Origin of the sequence: Streptomyces sp. RerS4 (assembly GCF_023515955.1) — a bacterium.
GTDB lineage: Bacteria > Actinomycetota > Actinomycetes > Streptomycetales > Streptomycetaceae > Streptomyces.
Map to the genome: position 1 here is coordinate 5,707,805 of NZ_CP097322.1, position 19,547 is coordinate 5,727,351.

At 73.8% G+C, this 19,547-nt stretch carries 14 protein-coding genes; 7 read left to right on the plus strand and 7 right to left on the minus strand.

The window, feature by feature from the left end; genetic code table 11:
* The first annotated feature begins 86 nt into the window (after positions 1-86).
* Positions 87-941, plus strand: a complete 855-nt coding sequence (locus M4D82_RS26375) for a LysR family transcriptional regulator (protein WP_249768413.1) — start codon at positions 87-89, stop codon at positions 939-941.
* Positions 931-2,070 (plus strand): M24 family metallopeptidase, encoded by a 1,140-nt coding sequence (locus M4D82_RS26380; RefSeq protein ID WP_249768414.1) that lies wholly within the window; start codon positions 931-933, stop codon positions 2,068-2,070. Before M4D82_RS26375 ends, M4D82_RS26380 begins: the two co-directional genes overlap by 11 nt.
* Before the next feature lie 14 nt (positions 2,071-2,084).
* On the opposite strand, the gene treZ is transcribed toward M4D82_RS26380, so the two are convergent.
* Positions 2,085-3,836 carry a malto-oligosyltrehalose trehalohydrolase gene (gene treZ, locus M4D82_RS26385; protein ID WP_283844513.1) on the minus strand — a complete coding sequence of 584 codons (1,752 nt, stop codon included), beginning with the start codon at positions 3,834-3,836 and terminating at the stop codon, positions 2,085-2,087.
* A gap of 110 nt (positions 3,837-3,946) precedes the next feature.
* Between treZ and M4D82_RS26390 the strand changes: the two genes are divergently transcribed.
* A complete protein-coding gene (locus tag M4D82_RS26390; protein ID WP_249768416.1) occupies positions 3,947-4,519 on the plus strand; it encodes an FHA domain-containing protein in 573 nt (190 codons plus the stop codon).
* Positions 4,520-4,569: 50 nt separating this feature from the next.
* A complete protein-coding gene (locus M4D82_RS26395; RefSeq protein ID WP_249768417.1) occupies positions 4,570-5,031 on the plus strand; it encodes a GNAT family N-acetyltransferase in 462 nt (153 codons plus the stop codon).
* Between the two features lie 44 nt (positions 5,032-5,075).
* Here M4D82_RS26395 and M4D82_RS26400 read toward each other — a convergent pair whose 3' ends face one another.
* From M4D82_RS26400 to treY, 5 genes are all read right to left on the minus strand, one after another.
* Entirely contained in the window at positions 5,076-6,374 is a 1,299-nt protein-coding gene (locus tag M4D82_RS26400) for a M14 family zinc carboxypeptidase (protein WP_502989005.1), read from the minus strand.
* A 127-nt stretch (positions 6,375-6,501) separates the two neighbouring features.
* Positions 6,502-7,659 (minus strand): hypothetical protein, encoded by a 1,158-nt coding sequence (locus tag M4D82_RS26405; RefSeq protein ID WP_249768419.1) that lies wholly within the window; start codon positions 7,657-7,659, stop codon positions 6,502-6,504.
* Positions 7,656-8,984 carry a hypothetical protein gene (locus M4D82_RS26410; RefSeq protein WP_249768420.1) on the minus strand — a complete coding sequence of 443 codons (1,329 nt, stop codon included), beginning with the start codon at positions 8,982-8,984 and terminating at the stop codon, positions 7,656-7,658. The genes M4D82_RS26405 and M4D82_RS26410 overlap by 4 nt, the downstream gene beginning before the upstream one ends.
* Before the next feature lie 4 nt (positions 8,985-8,988).
* The gene (locus M4D82_RS26415; protein WP_249768421.1) at positions 8,989-10,749 is read right to left on the minus strand and encodes a protein kinase domain-containing protein; all 1,761 of its coding nucleotides are present in this window, start codon (positions 10,747-10,749) and stop codon (positions 8,989-8,991) included.
* Between the two features lie 84 nt (positions 10,750-10,833).
* Positions 10,834-13,131: a malto-oligosyltrehalose synthase gene (gene treY, locus M4D82_RS26420; RefSeq protein WP_249768422.1), complete on the minus strand. Its 2,298-nt coding sequence runs from the start codon at positions 13,129-13,131 to the stop codon at positions 10,834-10,836.
* Positions 13,132-13,213: 82 nt separating this feature from the next.
* Between treY and M4D82_RS26425 the strand changes: the two genes are divergently transcribed.
* Positions 13,214-14,512 carry an MFS transporter gene (locus M4D82_RS26425; RefSeq protein ID WP_249768423.1) on the plus strand — a complete coding sequence of 433 codons (1,299 nt, stop codon included), beginning with the start codon at positions 13,214-13,216 and terminating at the stop codon, positions 14,510-14,512.
* On the opposite strand, the gene glgX is transcribed toward M4D82_RS26425, so the two are convergent.
* Positions 14,497-16,611: a glycogen debranching protein GlgX gene (glgX, locus tag M4D82_RS26430; RefSeq protein ID WP_249772171.1), complete on the minus strand. Its 2,115-nt coding sequence runs from the start codon at positions 16,609-16,611 to the stop codon at positions 14,497-14,499. The genes M4D82_RS26425 and glgX overlap by 16 nt on opposite strands.
* Before the next feature lie 297 nt (positions 16,612-16,908).
* Here glgX and M4D82_RS26435 point away from each other — a divergent pair, with 297 nt between their 5' ends.
* Together M4D82_RS26435 and M4D82_RS26440 are read left to right on the plus strand one after the other, a co-directional pair.
* A complete protein-coding gene (locus M4D82_RS26435; RefSeq protein ID WP_249768425.1) occupies positions 16,909-18,168 on the plus strand; it encodes a DUF5919 domain-containing protein in 1,260 nt (419 codons plus the stop codon).
* Positions 18,169-18,276: 108 nt separating this feature from the next.
* Positions 18,277-19,020 (plus strand): 3'-5' exonuclease, encoded by a 744-nt coding sequence (locus tag M4D82_RS26440; RefSeq protein ID WP_249768426.1) that lies wholly within the window; start codon positions 18,277-18,279, stop codon positions 19,018-19,020.
* Positions 19,021-19,547: the final 527 nt, after the last annotated feature.

The window sequence follows — 19,547 nt, forward strand, 5'->3', positions numbered from 1 at the left end:
TCCTGCGACCGGAGCACCGTTCAGCGCCAACGATTGTTCCTGCACCATCGATAAGCAGCACTGATGGGGTGCGCCATGCTGGACCCATGGACCCCCACCTCCTGCGCACCTTCGTCACCGTCACCCGCCTCGCCTCCTTCTCCGCCGCCGCCCGGGAACTCGGCTACACCCAGTCCGCCGTCTCCCAGCACATCGCCGCACTCGAAGGCGACCTGCGCACCGAACTCCTCACCCGCCGCCCCGTCGCCCCCACCCCCGCCGGCGCGCGGCTGCTCGAACACGCCGGACCCCTGCTGCTGCGCCTCGACGCCGCCCGCGCCGACGTCCTGCGGCTGGCCGCCGCACCGCCCGGCCGGCTCACCCTCGCCGCGTCCCCGCTCGCCGTCGGCCCGCGCCTGCCGGCCGCCCTGCCCGCCACCGGCGTCACCCTGCGGGTCCTGCCCCCGACCGAGGTGCCGGCCGCCGTCGCCACCGGGGACTGCGACCTCGGCCTGGTCGACGGGCTCGCCGCCCCCAGCGACCCGCTGCGCCTGCCCGACGTGGCCCCGCTCAGCGTCACCGGGGTCGCCGAGGAGGAGCTGGCCGTCCTGCTCCCGACCGACCACCCCTTCGCAGGCCGGAGCGCCGTCCGGCTCGACGACCTCCTCGACGCCCGCTGGATCGACGCCCCCGGCGTGGGCCTGCCCCGCACCGCCGGCCGCGCCGGCGTCCGCTACGACGGCACCGACCTGCTGGCGCTGTGCGCGCTCGCGGCCGCCGGCCACGGCCTCGCCCTGCTGCCGCGCCGGGTCGCCGAGGCGGCGGGCGCCGGGGTCGCCGTACCGCTCAGCTCCGCCCCGCGCCTGGTGCACCGTACGGAACTCCTCGCGCCCGGTACGCCGACCGGCGCGGCCGCGGTACTCGCCGCACGGCTCGCGGCAGGATCCCCGTATGACTCCTGAGACCGCGCACCCCGAACCCACCCCCTTCACCGCCGCCGACTACGCCGCCCGCATGGCCGCCGCCGCGGACAGCGCCGCCGACGCGGGACTCGCCGGACTGCTCATCGCCCCCGGCCCCGACCTCGTCCACCTCACCGGCTACCGGCCCACCGCCGAGACCGAACGCCTCACCCTGCTCGTCCTCGCCGCCGGGCAGGACCCCGTACTCGTCGTCCCCGCGCTGGAGGCCCCCGACGCCGCCCGCGCCGTCGGCGCCGCCGCCCTCACCCTGCGCGAGTGGGCCGACGGGACGAACCCGTACGGCCTCACCGCACCGCTCCTCGACGTCGCCGGCCGCTTCGGCGTCAGCGACAACACCTGGGCGCTGCACCTCCTGGGCCTGCAACGGGAGTTGCCCACCACCACCTACACCCCGCTCACCGACGCCCTGCCCATGCTGCGCGCCGTCAAGGACGAGCGGGAACTCGCCCGACTGGAGGCCGCCGGCGCCGCGGCCGACGCCGCCTACGCGCAGATCCTGCACGTCCCCTTCGCGGACCGCCGCGAGCGCGACGTCGCCGCCGACCTCGCCGGACTGCTGCGCGTCCACGGCCACTCCCAGGTCGACTTCACCGTCGTCGGCTCCGGCCCCAACGGCGCCGACCCGCACCACGAGGCCGGCGAACGCGTCATCCGCCGCGGCGACATGGTCGTCCTCGACTTCGGCGGCCTCAAGCACGGCTACGGCTCCGACATCTCCCGCACCGTGCACGTCGGCGAACCCACCGCCGAGGAACAGCGCGTCCACGACATCGTCCGCGAGGCCCAGCGGGCCGGGGTCGACGCGGTCCGCCCCGGCGCCCGCTGCCAGGACGTGGACCGCGCCGCCCGCGCGGTGATCACCGAGTTCGGCTACGGCGACCGCTTCATCCACCGCACCGGCCACGGCATCGGCGTCACCACCCACGAACCGCCCTACATGGTCGAGGGCGAGGAGCGGCCCCTCGTCCCCGGCATGTGCTTCTCCGTCGAGCCCGGCGTCTACCTGCCCGGCCGCTTCGGGGTGCGCATCGAGGACATCGTCACCGTCACCGAGGACGGCGTCCGCCGCCTGAACAACGCCCCGCGCGAGCTCGCCGTCGTGGAGTAGGACACGCGTACGGGCTAGTGGCCGAGGACCACCGCCGACTCGCCCGGCACGTGGATCCGCCCGTCCGCGTCCGGACGCTCGACCGACTCCCAGGCGGCCAGGACCCGTACCCCGTTGCGGCCCAGCGCGATGGTCACCGGCTCGGACGACAGGTTCACCGCCACGCGTACGTCGCCCCGCCGGAAGGTCAGCCAGCGGCGCTCCTCGTCGTGGGCGACCCGGACCGCCGCCAGGTCCGGGTCGCGCAGGTCCGGCTGGGTACGGCGCAGCGCCACCAGCGTCCGGTACCAGTCCAGCAGCCGGGCGTGCGGCTCCCGTTCGGGCTCCGACCAGTCCAGGCGGGAGCGGTCGCGGGTCGCCGGGTCCTGCGGGTCGGGGATCTCCTCGGGCTTCCACCCGTGCGCCGCGAACTCCCGCCGCCGGCCCGTACGGACCGCCTCGGCCAGTTCCGGGTCGGGATGGTCGGTGAAGTACTGCCACGGGGTGCGCGCCCCCCACTCCTCGCCCATGAACAGCATCGGCACGAACGGCCCGGTCAGCGCCACCGTCGCCGCGCAGGCCAGCAGGCCGGGGGAGAGGGAGGCGGAGAGCCGGTCGCCGACCGCCCGGTTGCCGACCTGGTCGTGGGTCTGCGTGTAGCCGACGAACCGGTGCGCGGGGGTGCGCCTGCGGTCCACCGGGCGGCCGTGGGAGCGGCCCCGGAAGGAGGACCAGGTGCCGTCGTGGTAGAAGGCCCGCGTCAGGGTCTTGGCCAGGGCGCCGAGCGGCGCCTGCGCGAAGTCGGCGTAGTACCCCTGCGATTCGCCGGTCAGCGCGCAGTGCAGGGCGTGGTGGAAGTCGTCGTTCCACTGCGCGTGCAGGCCCAGCCCGCCGGCCGTACGGGCCGTGGTGAGGCGGGGGTCGCACTGGTCGGACTCGGCGATCAGGAACAGCGGCCGGGCGCTCTCCGCCGCCAACGCGTCCACGGCCGCCGCCAGCTCCTCCAGGAACGTCAGCGCCCGCCCGTCGGCCAGCGCGTGCACCGCGTCCAGCCGCAGCCCGTCGATGCGGTAGTCCCGCAGCCAGGCCAGCGCGCTGCCGATCAGGTACGCGCGGACCTCGTCGGAGCCGGGCGCGTCCAGGTTCACCGCCGCGCCCCAGGGGGTGTGGTGGGTCTCGGTGAAGTACGGCCCGAACGCGGGCAGATGGTTGCCGGAGGGGCCGAGGTGGTTGTGGACGACGTCCAGCACCACGCCCAGCCCCGCCGCGTGCGCGGCTTCCACGAACCGGGCGAGACCGGCCGGGCCCCCGTACGGCTCGTGCACCGCCCAGGGCGCCACCCCGTCGTAGCCCCAACCGTGCCGGCCCGGGAAGGGGCACACCGGCATCAGCTCCACGTGCGTGACCCCGAGCGAGACGAGGTGCGCCAGGCGGTCGGCGGCGGCGTCGAAGGTGCCCTCGGGGGTGAAGGTGCCGACGTGCAGCTCGTACAGCACGGCGTCCTGGAGCGGGGTGAGCGGCCCCGGGCCGGTGGGCGTGAGGGCTTCGAAGTCGACCACCGCCGACAGGCCCTCGGGCCCGTCCGGCAGCCGTCGGCCGCGCGGATCGGGGCGCACGACGGGAACGTCGCCCAGTACGAACCCGTACCGGTCGCCGTCGCCCGCCGGCGCCTCCACGCGCCACCAGCCCTGGCGGTCCGGATCCGGATCGGGTGTCATCTCGTAGGCGGTGTCGTTCAGTCGCATGGCGACCCGACCTGTCAGCGGTGCCCAGACCTCGAACTGCACGGACTGTCCCCTCGTCTGCGGTGGTGGCCGGCATGCGTATCGTGCCCATCATTCCGCCGACGCCGGGGGAGTTCTGGACACTCCGCACCCGACGGGCCGACAATCACCCTGTGACGTCGAGTTTCGAGTTCCCCGCCTACCCCGCCCCGCGGCTCACCGACGCCGAGCGCGACCGGGCGCTGGGGCAGCTCAGAGAGGGCGCCGCCCTCGGCCGGCTCTCGCACGACACCTTCATGCGCCGCATGGAACTGGCCCTGGTCGCCCGTCGTGCCGAGGACCTCGCCGTGCTCCTCGCCGACCTCCAGACCCGCGAGGGCGTCGCGGGCGCCGAAGGGGCGTGGAGCCGTCGACTGTTCGGGTGGGTGGGCCGCGCCTCCGCCGTGTCCGCCGGGGTCCGCCGTGCCTGGCAGGCCGAACGCCTGCCGAAGCTGCTGCTCCCGCACCCGGCGGCGGGCCCCCTGCGGATCGGCCGCGACCCGGGCAACGGACTGCGGCTCAGCCACACGACGGTCTCGCGGGCCCACGCCGAGCTCGGGCTGCGCGACGGCATGTGGATCCTCACCGACCTCGGCTCCACCAACGGCACCACCGTCAACGGCCGCCGGGTGACGGGCGCGGCGGTGGTCCGTGACGGCGACCAGATCGGCTTCGGGAACATGACCTTCCGGCTCAGCGCGAACTGAGCCGGGGGCGGGTGGAGCCGGCCGGCGCCGGGTGACCCAGGATGACGTCCATGACGTCCATGACCCCCGTCGTCCGCCCCGCCCGCCCCGAGGACCTCCTCCGTCTGGTCACGCTCATCCACGAGCACATCGCCTACGAGCGGGCCGCGCCCCGCCCCGACGGCCTCGCCGACCGACTCGCGCCCCACCTTTTCGGGGACGCGCCCCGGCTGTGGGTGCTGCTGGCCGAGAACCCCGAGGGTGCGGTGGCCGGATACGCGGCCTGCTCCGAGGAGTTCTCCTTCTGGGACGCCGGGCCCTACCTGCACATGGACTGCCTCTACCTCGCCGAGGAGGCCCGGGGGCACGGCCTCGGCGCCGCCCTCATGGCCGGCGTCGCGGACCTCGCCCGGGAGCGGGGCCTGGCCCACGTCGAATGGCAGACGCCCGACTGGAACGAGGGCGCCATCGGCTTCTACGACCGGCTGGGGGCCACGTCCCGGCCCAAGCGGCGGTACGCGTGGCCGGTGTAGCGGGGCGAAAGGACCGGGCCCAGGCACGTGTTCAGTGTGGATCATCAGCGTGGATCGAGGGTGGGAGGCATGTCGAGACGTAACGTCTCGCCTTGCGGGAAGGGGTGGACGTCGCTCAGCCGCTCGTACGCCGCCAGGACCGTCCGCGACTGGTGCTCCACCTGAGTGGCGACGGGCACCCACCGGGCCTGGAAGCGGTCCGCGAACTCCTCGCACCACCCCGTCACCAACCGGTCCAACCCCGGCGCCGACGGATGCCCCTCCGCCCGCAGGACCCGCAGCAGCATCGCCGCCGCGCGCAGCGAGAGCCGGCGCCCGAAGGCGTCGATGCTGCCGATGGACGCCGCCGTGGCCTCGACCGGAGCGCAGGCGCCCGTCCACTGCGCCGCCACGGACGGGATCAGCCCGAGCGTCCAGTCCACGGCACGCAGCAACGCCGCACCCGGACCCGCGCACCGCGACCCGCCCCGGATCCCGTCCCGCAGACGGGCCACCCGCGCGGACTCCTCCGTGAGCCGCTCCGCGAGCATCCGCAGCGCGCCCCGGGGGTCGGGATGCGGGGTGGGGTCGTCCACCCGGGCGGAGGCCCACATCGGCACCTCCACGATCGCGGTGGTGCCCTGGTGGCGGTGGGCGCGGTACCAGGTACTGAGCCGCACGTCGTCCGGGTGGAAGGCCCCGGCCGGGAGTTCCCGCTCCGGCATGACGAAGATCCCGGGCCCGGGGGAGGGCCATCCGGCGGCGTCCGAAGCCCCGGTCTCCACCGGGATCCGCAGCTCGGCGGCCGAGGCCCCGAACGGCTCGGCGAGGCCGGGGATGTCCCGGGTCAGCTGTACCCAGGACCCGCCGAGATCGGTTCCGTGCAGCGACACCTGGAGTACGGGTCGCAGCTCGTCGATGAGCGCGCCCAACGCGACCGTCTCGGGCGGGAGCCGGTCCGGGGAAAGCAGCGAGGGCGCCCACTCGGGCTGTTCGGGTCCGGGCGGCCGAAAGAAGTTCCGGTGGTAGTCCGCCAGGGAGTACGGGCGCGGGGTGCGGTGCAGGGCGGCCCCGTCCGGGTCGGCGCACAACAGGAAGTGCCAGCCGGCGTCACCGCCGCCCGCCCGGATCACCCGCCGGGCCAGGTCCAACGCGGTGGCCCCGCCGACGGGCTCGTTGGCATGGGCCCCGGCGACGACGAGCACCTCGCGCGGCCCCCCGCCCCGCCGCCGGGCCACACTGAGCAGCCACAGCGGCCGCCCCGCCCGGGAGACCCCGGCCTGCCGGAGCCGCACGAGCCCGGGATGCTCATGCGCCAGCGCCCGCGCGGCCAGGGCGAGTTCACGGGGGCTGGGATAACGCATGTCACGGAGGAAGGTCACACCGGATGCCATGCCCGCTGAAGGCGAGGAGTACTGCTCGGGAGGTGGGATTGGGGGGCGGGGTGCGGGTGGGCCGCCCCGCCGTGACACCCCCCGCCCCCGCTTCCGGCTACGTCGGGGCCGGTCGGGAGTGCTCGGCGAGGCTGAGGAGCAGGTGGGCCGATTCGGGGTGGTAGAAGTCGGAGTGGGCGCCGACGGGGTTGATCCGCGTGCTGCGGTAGCGCCAGCTCGCGTCGACGTTGACGAAGGTGTGGTCCAGGGACGTGAGCGGGTACGGGGTGTCGGCGCGCAGCAGCCGCGTCGACCACACGTCGGGGGCTGCGGTCGGTTCGGTCGGGAGCGGCTCGCCGGGCGGTGAGGTCAGGCGCATTCCGGAGTGGCCGATGCCCGAGCGGCCTTCGCCCAGGAGGTGCCAGAAGCCCGTCGCCCGGTCGTGGCGGGAGTGGGTGAACACCATGGGTCCGCCGACGGGTGAGGTGTGACCGAGGGGGCCGGGGCGCAGCCGGCGGAAGGTGGAATCGAAGGCGGTTCGGGGAGCCGCCATCTGGAAGACGGTGAGGGAGTCCACGGTGAAGGGACGCGACGGGTGGGTGGCGGTGCTCCAGCCGAGGGTGGAGCCGTGCGCGGCGTCGGCCGCCCGGGTCACGGCCTCGCACAGGAAGCGTCCGCCGAAGGAGTGCCCGATCAGGTGCAGGTACCGGCCGTCCCTGGTCTGCAGGGTCTTCGCTTTCGGGTTGCCGCGCTCGGTGTGGAGGTAGCCCAGGAGGTGTCCCAGGACGTGCGGGGCGTAGCCGGTGCCGGCGGTGCTCATGGTGTGCGCCCGTTGCCGGATCCTCTCGTAGCCGCCCTGGGTGGGCAGTGACGAGGACGGCCAGCGGACGACGACCGTCCAGGGGGCCCATCGCTCTTCGCGCAGGCGTGGGTAGAGCGCGGCACGGGTGCCGCGTTGGGAGGACATGAGGGTCAGGAGGCGCTGTGCGCCGCGGACGGCGGAGGCGGGGCTGGTCTGCCAGCCGTGGACGTGGACGATGATGTCGGTCGCCCAGGGCGGCGGGGAGAGCCGGCCGGACAGGTGGTCGGCCAGTCGGTCGGCGCGGACGCGGCGGCCGGTGGCGTGGGAGAGCAGCCATCCGTCGGTGTCGAGGTCGACGGTGATCAGCGCGTCCGGTGGCGGGGGAGCGGACCGTGGGTGCCGGGCGGGGTGGAGGGTGAGGTGGCGGCGGGTCGGTCGGGGGCGGCCGGTGTCCAAAGGGCGTCGGGTGCTCATCGGGGGGTCGGTCCTTCCGGGCGTGCGGCGGCCAGACGGCTGTCGAGGCCGCAGACGAGGCTGTAGGTGAGGGCCAATGGGTTGCGGTATTCGGCCGCGAACCAGCGCACCGTCTCCAGCACGGCCTGCCCGGCGGGCAGGCCGTCCACGACGTAGCGGGTCAGGAAGCGCAGGGCGAACTCGGCGCCGAAGACTTGCGGCATCTTGATGTGAGGGGCGAGGACTCCAGTGGCGCCGTGCCTGATCAGGGCGGTCGCGATGCCGGTGTGGCCGGTGGTGGCCGGGGCGCCGGCGAAGCAGGCGTTGAGCAGGACCATGGGGTGGAAGAGGGACACGGTGCCGTCGCGGGCGTTGTGCTCCGTGTGCGGTTTGCGGAAGCGGTCCACGTGGCGGGCGTCGATGGGCAGGGGGTCGCTGAGACGGATCTCCTGCCAGGTCTGGTCGCCCTGCCGCGTGTAACGGCCATGGCAGTAGAAGTACATGAGGTCCTCGGCGAGGACCGGTTGCCGTAGGTCCGCGAGGAGGTCCGTACCGAAGAAGCGTTCGCTCAACTCGGTGCGGTCGTCGAGGAGTTTGTGCACATCGGCGGCCAGTGCCACGGCCACCAGTTCCTCGTCGACGTTGATGCTGGCGACGGGGCGGGGGTTCCGGGCGACGTACCAGTAGTTGGTGGGGTAGGTGCGTGACAGTGCCTCAAGTTGGTGGCGGTGGCCCAGGAAGGAGTCGAAGGGGTCGACACCGGTGTCGGCGATGACGTCGGTCGGGTCGAGGGTCGGGTCGAGGGTCGGGTCCAAGGCCAGCATCGGCCAGGGAAGGTCCACGTCCGACTCGAAACGGATACGCAGGTCCCGGCGGGCGAGCACCCCCAGCAATCGCTCGCGCAGCGCCCGGAGTTCGGGAGCGTGCCCGGTGAGCAGGGTGTCCAGTAGGTACCAGCCCTCCTCGGCCAGGTCGGACACGTGGGACAGCACCTCGGCGGCGGGGCGTCGGCTGAGGTCGGCGAGGCGTTGGAAGGGCAGCTCGTCCAGTGGACGGTTCGGCGGGGCCTCCGGCTGGTGGTCGACGAAGACCTGCCAGCGGGACATCAGTCGGGAGGCCAGTCCCTGCAGTTCCTCGGCACTGGTCTCCAGCACGGCATAGTGCGAGCCGTTGCTGGGCTGCGGAATGATCTCGGGGTCGCCCCACAGGGAGAGGGTGACCAGTCCCCGAGCCGGATGACGCAGGGTGACGACCAGTTCCCTGGGGCCGCAGGCGGGTTGCTCCGGCAGCCGCCGGTAGCGCTCCGAAGGGTCTTGGGGCGTGGTCAGGTCGAGCTCGACGTCCAAGGGTTCAGCTCCCCGTGGCCTCGTGCCGGGCCGGGCCGAGGAGGGCGGGCTCCTCGCTCAACAGTGTCGCGTGCAGTTCCTGGAGCACCACGCCGTGCAGCCGCTCGTAGACCGTGATGCGTACGACGTGGGCGCCGGATTCCAGGGCGGTGAACTCGAAGCCGGCCGGGCCCGCTTCGGGGTCCTGCACCCGGTAGGCCAGGAGGGCCGGCGTGAGGATGGCTCCGGCCGCGAGGGTGGAGGCCACCAGCATGAGTTCCGCCGGGGGCTCGGCCTCCCCGGGCTCGCGGTGCCACGGGTGGCCGGCGGGCACGTCGAGGGTGAACTCCAGTCGTACGGGCGACCCCACGCGGACCGGGGCCCAGCGCAGCACGAGCCGGGGCGTGCAGGCCGGGAGGCCGGGCGGGACCCCGTCGTCCGGGGCGCCCTCGCCGGGGGCCCGTTCCGTGCCCGGGGCCCCTGCGGCGGGGCGCCTGTCCGGCGGTGGCGGGCCGGCGGGTGGGCGAAAACGCGGGCGCACCAGGGCCAGGCCGTGCCAGCAGATCTGACCCAGGACCCGTACGGTCCCATAGGCGAGGCCGAACACGAGTGCGGCCAGTACGGCGGTCTCCGCGTCGGGCGGCGAGGGCCGGGTGACCAGGTGCCATCCGAAGAGGGTGATGATGGTGACCAGCACACCCGTGATGAAGGCGGCGACCGCCCGGCTGGTGGCGGTGGTGAACGTCTGCACCAACAGCTCGCGTACCTTCTGCCACGGGGTGCGCGGAGCCCGGTTGGGGACGGCCCAGTGGCCGGCGGCCGGTGGTTCGTGCTCGTGGGTGAGTCGGTCGAGGGAGACCGCGGCGGTGCCCGCCGAGCCACGTGCGCCGGGGTGCGGCGAGAGCAACAGGGCGAGCAGAAGCGTGAGTTCGGGTTGCTTGGCCACCGTGGGCGGACGGGCGTCGTGGACCTTCCGGATCCATCGGAACCGTCGCAGCGGCCCGTACAGGAGGCTGCGCCGGCCGGTGGTGATCTCGTGGAGGATCACGCCCATCGCCCAAAGGTCCGCCGAGCGGGTGGGGATCGGGGGGAGGGCGGCCGTGCGATCGGCCAACTCCGGTGCGGTGTAGCGCGAGTCGGGGCGCCAGGTGCGCACCCACGGTCCATCGTCCTGGTCGGTCGGGGGCTTCGACCCGTAGCCGGCGAGGGCCAGGGTGCGGTCGGCGCGGAAGAAGACGTTACGGGGGTCGATCCGGCCGTGGGTGAGGCCGGCGTCGTGCAATTCACCGAGGGCCACCGCCAGTTCGGCGCCCAGGTGGGAGACTTCCGAGGCGCCCATCCGGCCTTGGTCCCGCATCAGTTGGTGCAGCGAGAAGGGCTGGACGGGATCCATCACCACCCACAGTGAACCGTCCCGCTCGAACATGTCGTGGACGGCGAGCAGATGGCTCTCACCGGTCGCGGACGCGGCGTGGACCTGCTGTAACAGGGAGCCCGGGGCCACCGGCGGGAAGACGTCCGCGCGGTCGCCCGGAGCGGCGGACCCCTTGCCGGCGGCCGGGCCGGCCTTCCCGCCGGTCCGGGCCGCTGCCTTCCTCTCGTGCCCGCGCGCCCGCGGCCCGCTCCCCTTGTGGGCCGGTGCCGTCTGGGCGTGCAGTTGCTGGATGAACACCTCGCGTCGCGTCGTGCGGTCGTAGGCGATCCAGTAGGTGACCGATTCGTGCTCGTCCCAGGCATCGTGTAGGTGGTACCGCTGCCGTGGTACGTCGGGTGTCTCGGTCGGCATCTCCTCGCCCCCTCCACCCGGCGCGCGGAGCCCCCGGTCCGGGTGGAGGGAAGCGTAGCGTCCGCCACCGGGCGGCGTGGCGTTTCAGCCGCGGAGCCATACGCCCACCGGGTGGGCGGCCAGGAGGGTGGCCACCAGCGGGGTACCCCGGTGTGGGGTGCCGCCGGCGGCGGGGGTGACGGGGTGCCAGTCGCCCGGGGGCAGGGGCAGGCGGGTGTCGCGCCAACCGCCGGAGCCGGCCAGCCGGTGCGACAGTCGGGTGACGGCGACCAGCAGGTCGGGGGAGCGGGTGAAGGCCACGAGGTGCCGCGCCGCCGGCCCCTCCGCCCGGAGCGGGGTGTAGCCGCGGAACAGTGCGGGGCGGTCGCGGCGCAGCCGCAGCAGGGTCGCCGTCAGGGCGAGCTTCTCCTCGGAGACGTCCCTCGGGTCGGAGCCCGCGTCCAGGGCCGCCAGGGCCTCCCGGGGGAAGACGGCGGGGCGGCGGTTGTCCGGATCGACCAGGGCCCGGAACTCGGCCTCCGCGCCCTGGTAGACCTCCGGCACCCCGGGCATCGCCAGGTGGAGCAGGGTGGCCCCGAGCAGGTTGGCGCGGGCCGCACGTTCCAGCGCGGGCGGCAGCTCCGCCGGGGCCGGGGGCACCAGCTCCGGGACGCGGGCCTCGTACGCCTCGTCGGGGTCGGTCCACGAGGTGCGCAGCCCCGCCTCCCGGGCCGACTTCAGCAGGGCCGCCGCCAGCCGGGCGGCCCGCTCGGGGGCGTCGCCGAGCCCGATCGCGCTCTGCCGGGCCACCCAGCGGAGCTGCGGATCCAGCCCGTCCGCCGCCGGTCCCGCCCCGTCCATCGCCTCCGGGGCCTGCGAGAGGACCGCGATCCGGGCCCGTACGTCCGCGCTGCGCTTCGTGTCGTGCGTGGAGAGCACCGTCCCGGTGGCCGGCCAGTCCCGCTCCAGGTGCGCGCAGTACGCGTGGAACTCCTCGGGCTCGACGCCGGGGCCGCCCGGTTCCCCGCCGACCTCGTTGGCCGACAGCAGCGGGGCCCAGCGGTAGAAGGCCCGGTCCTCCAGGGACTTGGCGCGCAGCGCCGCCGAGGTCTGGGCGAAGCGTGCCGCGAAGGCCGGATCCCGCAGCAGCAGGTCCCGTACGCCTTCCACCGCGTCCGCGCCGGCCCGAACGGCCGCCCGCTCCAGGGCACGGGCCGAGGGCCCCGGGCCGCCGGGATAGGGGCGGTAGACGGGGTAGGCGATCAGCAACTCCCGTACGGCAGGGGCGAGATCGGAGCCGCTGCGGCGTTCCAGGGCGGCCAGTTCGGCGGCCAGGTCCCCGGTGAGCACCTCGCGCGCGGCCGTCGCGGCCGTCTCCTCCCAGTCGGGAGTATCGGCCAACCGTGCGTACCGAGCGGCCAGTTGGGCCACTCCCGCCGGGTCGGTGAGCAGTCCGTCGAGCCGGTGCAGGGCGTCGTAGCCGGTGGTGCCGGCCACCGGCCAATCGGGCGCGAGCCGTTCCTCGCGGGCGAGGATCTTCTCCACCACCACCCAGCAGTCGTCGCCCACCTCCGCCCGCAGGCGCCGCAGGTACGCCTCGGGATCCGCCAGTCCGTCCACGTGGTCGATCCGCAGACCCCGGACGACCCCGTCGTGGACCAGTTCCAGCACCTTCGCGTGCGTGGCGGCGAACACCTCGGGATGCTCGACGCGCACTCCGATCAGGTCCGAAATGGTGAAGAACCGGCGGTAGTTGAGGCCGGTACGCGCCTCCCGCCAGCAGGCCGGCCGGTACCACTGCGCGGCCAGCAGCGCGGGCAGCGGCAGCCGCTCGGTCCCCGCGCGCAGCGGGAACTCCCTGGGCGGCGCCCCCGGTCGGCCGTGGCGCAGTACCCCGGCCGCCGCGTCGACCGTCCACTCATCAGGCCTCCGTGGGGGTTCGCCGAGTACGGGCAGCAGCAGTTGCCCGCCCCCCGCCCGCCAGTCGATGTCGAACCAGCGGGCGTACGGGGAATCCGGCCCCTCCCGGAGCACCTCCCACAGCGGCCGGTTGAGTCGTAGCGGCGTCGGTACCGCCATGTGGTTGGGGACGATGTCGAGCACCAGGGCCAGCCCGTGCGCCCGCGCACAGGCGGCGAGCGCCCGCAGCCCCTCCTCGCCGCCCAGCTCGTCGCGGACCCGGGAGTGGTCGGTGACGTCGTAGCCGTGGGTGGAGCCGGGCACCGCCTCCAGGACGGGGGACAGGTGCAGGTGCGACACGCCGAGGGAGGCGAGGTACGGGACGGCCGCCTCGGCCGCCGCGAAGGGGAAACCGGGGTGCAGTTGGAGACGGTAGGTGGACGTGGGGGTGTCGGGTGTCGGAACATCATGGTCCGATGTCGTGCCGGCGTACTGCTGGGTCATGAGAACGTACGTACCCCGTACGCGCGATTCCGTGCCATGACCCAATGCGTTCGGGTGACTGCGCCGCGTTAACGTTCATCGAGTGCGTGGAACCGTCGACACCTATCGAAAAGTCATCGCCCTGACCGGGCCCCTACTGCCGCTCGTATCGTTCTTCGCCCGACTGCCCGTCGCGATGGCCCAGTTCGGGAGCGTCCTGCTGGTCGCCGAGACCAGCGGCTCCCTCGCCACCGCCGGCATCGTCGGTGGCACCCTCTCCGCCGGCCAGGTCGTCTTCGGACCCGTACTCGGCCGGCTGGCCGACCGCCACGGGCAGCGGCCCGTCCTCCTGGTCGCCGCCGCCGTCAACGCGGTGGCCACCGGCGCGCTGGTCGCGGGAGCCCTCGGCCACCTCGGCACGGGCGCCCTGGCCGCCATCGGCGCCGTCACCGGCGCGTCCGTCCCACTGGTCGGCCCCCTCGCCCGCAGCCGCTCGGTGGCGCTCGCCCACCGGGCCAAGGCCGACGAGGGGGTCGTGGGCGCGATCCACTCGCTCGAAGGCACTCTGGACGAGGTCTCGTTCGTCATAGGCCCCGCCCTGGTGGGCATGGCCGCGCTCCTCGCCCACCCGGCCTTCGCGCTCGGCGGCGCCGCCGCCCTGGTGGCCGTGTTCGGCACCGTCTTCGCCCTGCACCCGAGCGCGGCCGTCACGGCGGGTTCGCCCGCGCCCGTCCGTGCGGCGGGCCGTCGGGTCCGGCCGCCGGCCGTGGTGTACGCCGTCCGGGGCTCGCTGTTCCTCCAGGGCGCCATGTTCGGCGCCTGCCAGGCCGGAATCGCCGCGCTCACCGCCCGGCTGGGGGTGCCCGGCCAGGCCGGCATGGTCTACGCCGCCCTGGGCGTGGTCAGCGCCGGCGTCGGGCTGGCGATGGGCGCGCTGCCGGCCCGTTTCGGGCTGCGGCTGCGCTGGCGGGTCGCCACCGCCGCCGGGCTCGCCCTGTCGGTGCCGCTGCTCTTCACCGACACCCTGCTGTCGCTGTACGTCGTCGTCACCGTCCTGGGGGCCGCCTGCGCCCCGCACCTGATCACCGCGTTCGCGCTCACGGAGCGGTCGGTGGAGCCCGTCCGGCTCGCCGAGTCGATGGCCTTCGCCGCCAGCTCGTTGGTCGCCGGCCAGGCCGTCTCCCTCGCCGTCTCGGGACGGCTCGCCGAGCGGTACGGGCCCGCCGGCGCCTTCGCCGTGGTCGGCGTCGCCGCCGCGCTCTGCCTGTGCCTGGCCCTGATCACCCGCGTGCCCGCCGCTCGCTCGCACGCGGTGACCCCCGCCGGGGCCCGAACCGCGACGGACGCCCCGGACTCGGGCCGGGCTTCCCCGGAAGGGTCGACCGCCTACGCCGGGCGCTGAAGCACGACCAGACACCGTCCTGTCAGCGCCACCCGGTCCCCGGCCGCGAACTGCGGTCCGGTGCCGGGTGGCAGCACGTCCGCCCGCGCCGTGTCGACGACGACCCGCCAGTGCGCGCCGTGTCCGGGCGGCACGGTGAACTCCTGCGGGTCGGCGCCCGCGTTGAACATCAGCAGGAACGAGTCGTCGGTGATCCGCTCCCCGCGCGTGCCGGGCTCGGAGATGGCCTCGCCGTTGAGGAACACCGTCAACGCCCGCGCGTGTTGCGCCTGCCAGTCCCGGGCCCGCATCTCCTCGCCGTGCGGGGTGAACCAGGCGATGTCGGACAGCTCGTCGTGCGTGCCCTCCACCGGCCGGCCGTGGAAGAAGCGCCGCCGCCGGAACACCGGGTGGTCGCGGCGCAGCCACACCATACGGCGCGTGAACTCCAGCAGCCCCGGCGGGGGTTTGCCCGGCTCCGGCCAGGTGATCCACGACAGTTCGTTGTCCTGGCAGTAGGCGTTGTTGTTGCCGCCCTGGGTGCGGGCGAACTCGTCGCCGTGGCTGATCATCGGCACGCCTTGCGAGAGCATCAGCGTGGCGATGAAGTTCCGCATCTGACGCTCGCGCAGCTCCAGCACCTCGCGGTCCTCGGTCGGCCCCTCCACGCCGCAGTTCCAGGACCGGTTGTGGCTCTCGCCGTCCCGATTGCCCTCACGATTGGCCTCGTTGTGCTTCTCGTTGTACGAGACCAGGTCGTGCAGGGTGAAACCGTCGTGGCAGGTGGTGAAGTTGACGGAGGCCAGCGGGCGCCGCCCGTCGTCCTGGTACAGGTCGGAGGAGCCGGTCAGTCGACCCGCGAACTCCGCGAGGGTGCGCGGCTGCCCGCGCCACAAGTCCCGTACGGTGTCGCGGTACTTGCCGTTCCACTCGGTCCACAGCGGCGGGAAGTTCCCCACCTGATAGCCGCCCTCGCCCAGGTCCCAGGGCTCGGCGATCAGCTTCACCTGACTGACGACCGGATCCTGTTGCACCAGGTCGAAGAACGAGGAGAGCCGGTCGACCTCGTGGAACTGCCGGGCCAGCGTCGCCGCGAGGTCGAAGCGGAAACCGTCCACGTGCATCTCGGTCACCCAGTACCGCAGGGAGTCCATGATGAGCTGGAGGACGTGCGGGGAGCGCATCAGCAGCGAGTTGCCGGTGCCGGTGGTGTCCATGTAGTGCCGGGGGTCGTCCGCCAGCCGGTAGTAGGAGGCGTTGTCCAGTCCCCGGAAAGACAGGGTCGGACCCAGGTGGTTGCCCTCGGCGGTGTGGTTGTAGACCACGTCGAGGATGACCTCGATCCCCGCCTCGTGCAGCGCCCGTACCGCCGACTTGAACTCCAGCACCTGCTGGCCCCGATCGCCGGAGGCGTAGCCGTTGTGCGGGGCGAAGAAGCCGATGGTGTTGTAGCCCCAGTAGTTGCTGAGCCCGTCGTTGACCAGGCGGTGGTCGTTGACGTACTGGTGCACGGGCATCAGTTCCAGCGCCGTCACGCCCAGCTTCGTCAGGTGTCCGATCACCGCCGGATGCGCCAAGGCCCCGTAGGTTCCGCGCAGTTCTTCCGGCAGCTCGGGATGACGCATCGTCAATCCCTTGACATGCGCCTCGTAAAGGATGGTGTGGTGGTACTCGTGGCGCGGCGGCCGGTCGTTGGCCCAGTCGAAGTACGGGTTCACGACGACCGAACTCATCGTGTGCGGAGCCGAGTCCAGGTCGTTGCGCGAGTCCGGCCGGCCGAAGTGATAGCCGTAGACCTCCTCACCCCACCGCACACTGCCGCTGATGGCCCGCGCGTACGGGTCCAGGAGCAGCTTCGCCGCGTTGCAGCGCAGCCCGCGCTCGGGCTCGTAGGGCCCGTGGACGCGGAAGCCGTAGCGCTGACCGGGCATGACCCCGGGGAGGTAGGCGTGGCGGACGAAGGCGTCCGTCTCGCGCAGTTCGACGGCCGTCTCCGAGCCGTCGTCGTGCAACAGGCACAGCTCGATCCGTCGCGCGGCCTCCGAATACACCGCGAAGTTGGTGCCGGCGCCGTCGTAGGTGGCACCCAGGGGATACGCCTGTCCCGGCCAGACCTGCATCGACAACGACACTTCCCCTCACTATCGGGACTGATCCGGCGTGGATCACGTCACAGGCAGATCTTCCCCGAAAGAAGGCCGCCAAGCGGGGACTTGGGTTGCTGCAACCGGGTGACCCGGTGAGTGGACCGTCGGGTCAGCGGACTGTCGTGGCATCACATAATGAGTCAACGGACTATCCGCCCACCGGTCGTAGGGTCACCCGGGGGCGACTTCGGGCTGCGTCGGGCCGCGCGCGCGGAGTACCCTTCCGTGATCACTGGAGACGGGCGTCCAGACGCAGAAGGCGGTGCACGGGTGAGCTCGGGAGGTCTGGAGCTGCCCCCTGGTGACAGCGGTCACGAGGGCGGCCCGGCGGACGCCCCTGGGGGTGTGTCAGGGGCGGTGGCGGCCGGGACGGTGTCGCTGACCGCGCCGACGGCCGGTGACGCGCGCGCCGGCGCCGAGCTGGACTGGGGCGCGGACGCGTGGAGCGAGGTCCGTACGCGGGCCCAGCGCGCGGGCCGTGCGTACATCTGGCTGAATCTCATCGAACAGCGGCTGCGGTCCGTCGTCGGCGCCGTGCTGCGCCCGATCTACGAGCCCGTGCACGGCGGCGACGACTGGGTCGTCGCGGCCGCCGGGCCCGCCGGGCAGGAGTGGGTGCAGCGGGCGGTGGCCGTCCGCGAGGTCAGCCGCCGCAAGGGCTACCTCCTCGACCCGGCCGACGACAACGTGCTCAGCTTTCTGACGCTGCCGCAGCTGCGTGAGCTGATGGTCCAACACTGGCCCTGCTTCGAGCCGTACTTCGACGACCGGCGCGAGATCGAGTTGGCCCTCGACGAGCTGGAGGTCACCCGCAACGTCGTCTCCCGCAACCGCGCCCTGTCGCGCGCCGTACTGGAACAGGCGGAGCGCGCCTCGGCGCGGCTGCTGGAGGTGCTCGGCGCCGGATCGGGCAGCCCCTCGGCGAACCGGCTGCCCATCGACGCCGTCGAGGACCTGGTCGGCGACCGGTACGCCGACGTCATCTCCGTCCACCCCGACCGGGTGCGCCTCCAGCGGCAGCTGCCAGCGGAGGACCTGTTCGGGGGCGCGCGCCGGCTGGACGCCATCGGGATAGGCCTCAACCTGCTGGTGCAGAACTTCTCCGGCCGCCGCCTCGTCCGGCTCACCGAGGCCGGCTGCCGGGTGCGGCTGCTGTTCCTGAACCCGGCCAGCAGCGCCGTCAAACGGCGCGAGCGGGAGCTCGGCCTGCGCAAGGGCGAGCTGAGCCGGTCGGTGGAGATGAACATCCTGCACGTGCGCCGGGTGCGGGCCGGGCTCAAGGACCCCTCGCGCTTCGACATCCACGTCTTCGACGAGACGCCCCGCTTCACCGCCTACCTGGTGGAGGGGGAGTCCTCGGGGATCGCGGTGGTCCAGTCGTACCTGCGGCGGGCCCGGGGCATGGAATCGCCGGTGCTGGTCCTGCGCGGGGGCGGGCGCGGGGTACCGAAGGACGCCGACCACGGACTGTTCACGACCTACCGGGAGGAGTTCGAGTCGGTGTGGGAGGACTCCCGGCCGGTGTCGTGAACCCGGGCGGGCCGTCCCTCCCGGGGCTCCCGCGGCCCCGGCGACCGGGGTGTCAGTGGCGCGTGGCAGGCTGAAACGCGTTGACCGAGACACGGGGGAGGACGCTTCATGGAGGCGTGGCACGGGGGAGCACTGATCGGATTCGACCTGGAGACCACCGGTACGGAGCCGGGCGAGTCCCGGATCGTGACGGCCGCGGTGATCGAGGTGCGCGGCGGTGAGGTACGGGACCGGCGCGGCTGGCTCGCGGACCCGGGCATACCCATCCCGGAGCAGGCGTCGGCCATCCACGGCATCAGCACCGAGCGGGCCGCCGCCGAAGGCCGCCCGGCGCGGGAGGTCGCCGACGAGGTGGCGCGGGCGCTGGTCGGGCACTGGCGCTCGGGCGCGGTGGTGGTCGCGTACAACGCGGCGTTCGACCTGAGCCTGCTGACGGCGGAGTTGGTCCGGTACGGGCTGCCCTCGCTGGCCGACCGGCTGGGCGGGTCCGCGACGGGGCCGGTGATCGACCCGCTGACCATCGACCGGGCCGTGGACCGCTACCGGCGGGGCAAGCGGACCCTGGAGGCGGTGTGCGGGGTGTACGGGGTCACCCTGGAGGCCGCGCACGACGCGGGCGCCGACGCGCTGGCGGCCGTACAGGTCGCGCGGGCCATAGCCGTCCGACACCCGGAGGTGGCCGGCATGACCCCGGCGGACCTCCACGACCGGCAGAGCACCTGGCACGCCCGCTGGGCCCGCGACTTCCAGTCCTACCTGCGCAGACAGGGCAGCCCGGACGCGGTCATCGACCCGGCGTGGCCGCTGCGGGGCCTCGTACCGGCGCAGAGGACGCCCGGCGAGACGTCCTGAGGGGCGTCAGGCGTCCCACCGCTCCCGGTACTCGATGTGGAGTTCGCGGGCTCCGCGCGGCTCCCGCGCGCAGGGGTAGAGCCTCCGGCAGTAGTGCCGGTCGGGGAACGCGAGCGCCTGACGGGGGCTCTCGCGGGCGACCTCGGCGAAGAGCCCGGCCGTTGTCCCGGAAGGCCCGATCGGTGCCGCTCATGAAGAGCGTGTCGGCGTGGACGTGTTGCCGGAACAGGTACCGCTCCTGCCAGGCGGGACCGGGCGGCCGGCCGGATCACTCGCCCGCCACCGGGCCGGGCAGCTCGACCGTCCGGGGCCGGCCGGGCCCGAGCCGGGCGCGCAGTTCCTTCCAGCGGGACGGCGCGAAGGGGAGCGACCGGTGCAGCAGCACCAGATCGAGCGGGCGCTCCCCGGCCGCGTGCGGGGAGCCGCGCAGCGGCAGGTGGATCAGCGAGCGCGGCGAGGTCGCGGCCAGGCTCCACAGCCCGGCGAGGAACCGGGCCGCGTCCTGGTCGAGGTACGCGTTCAGCCAC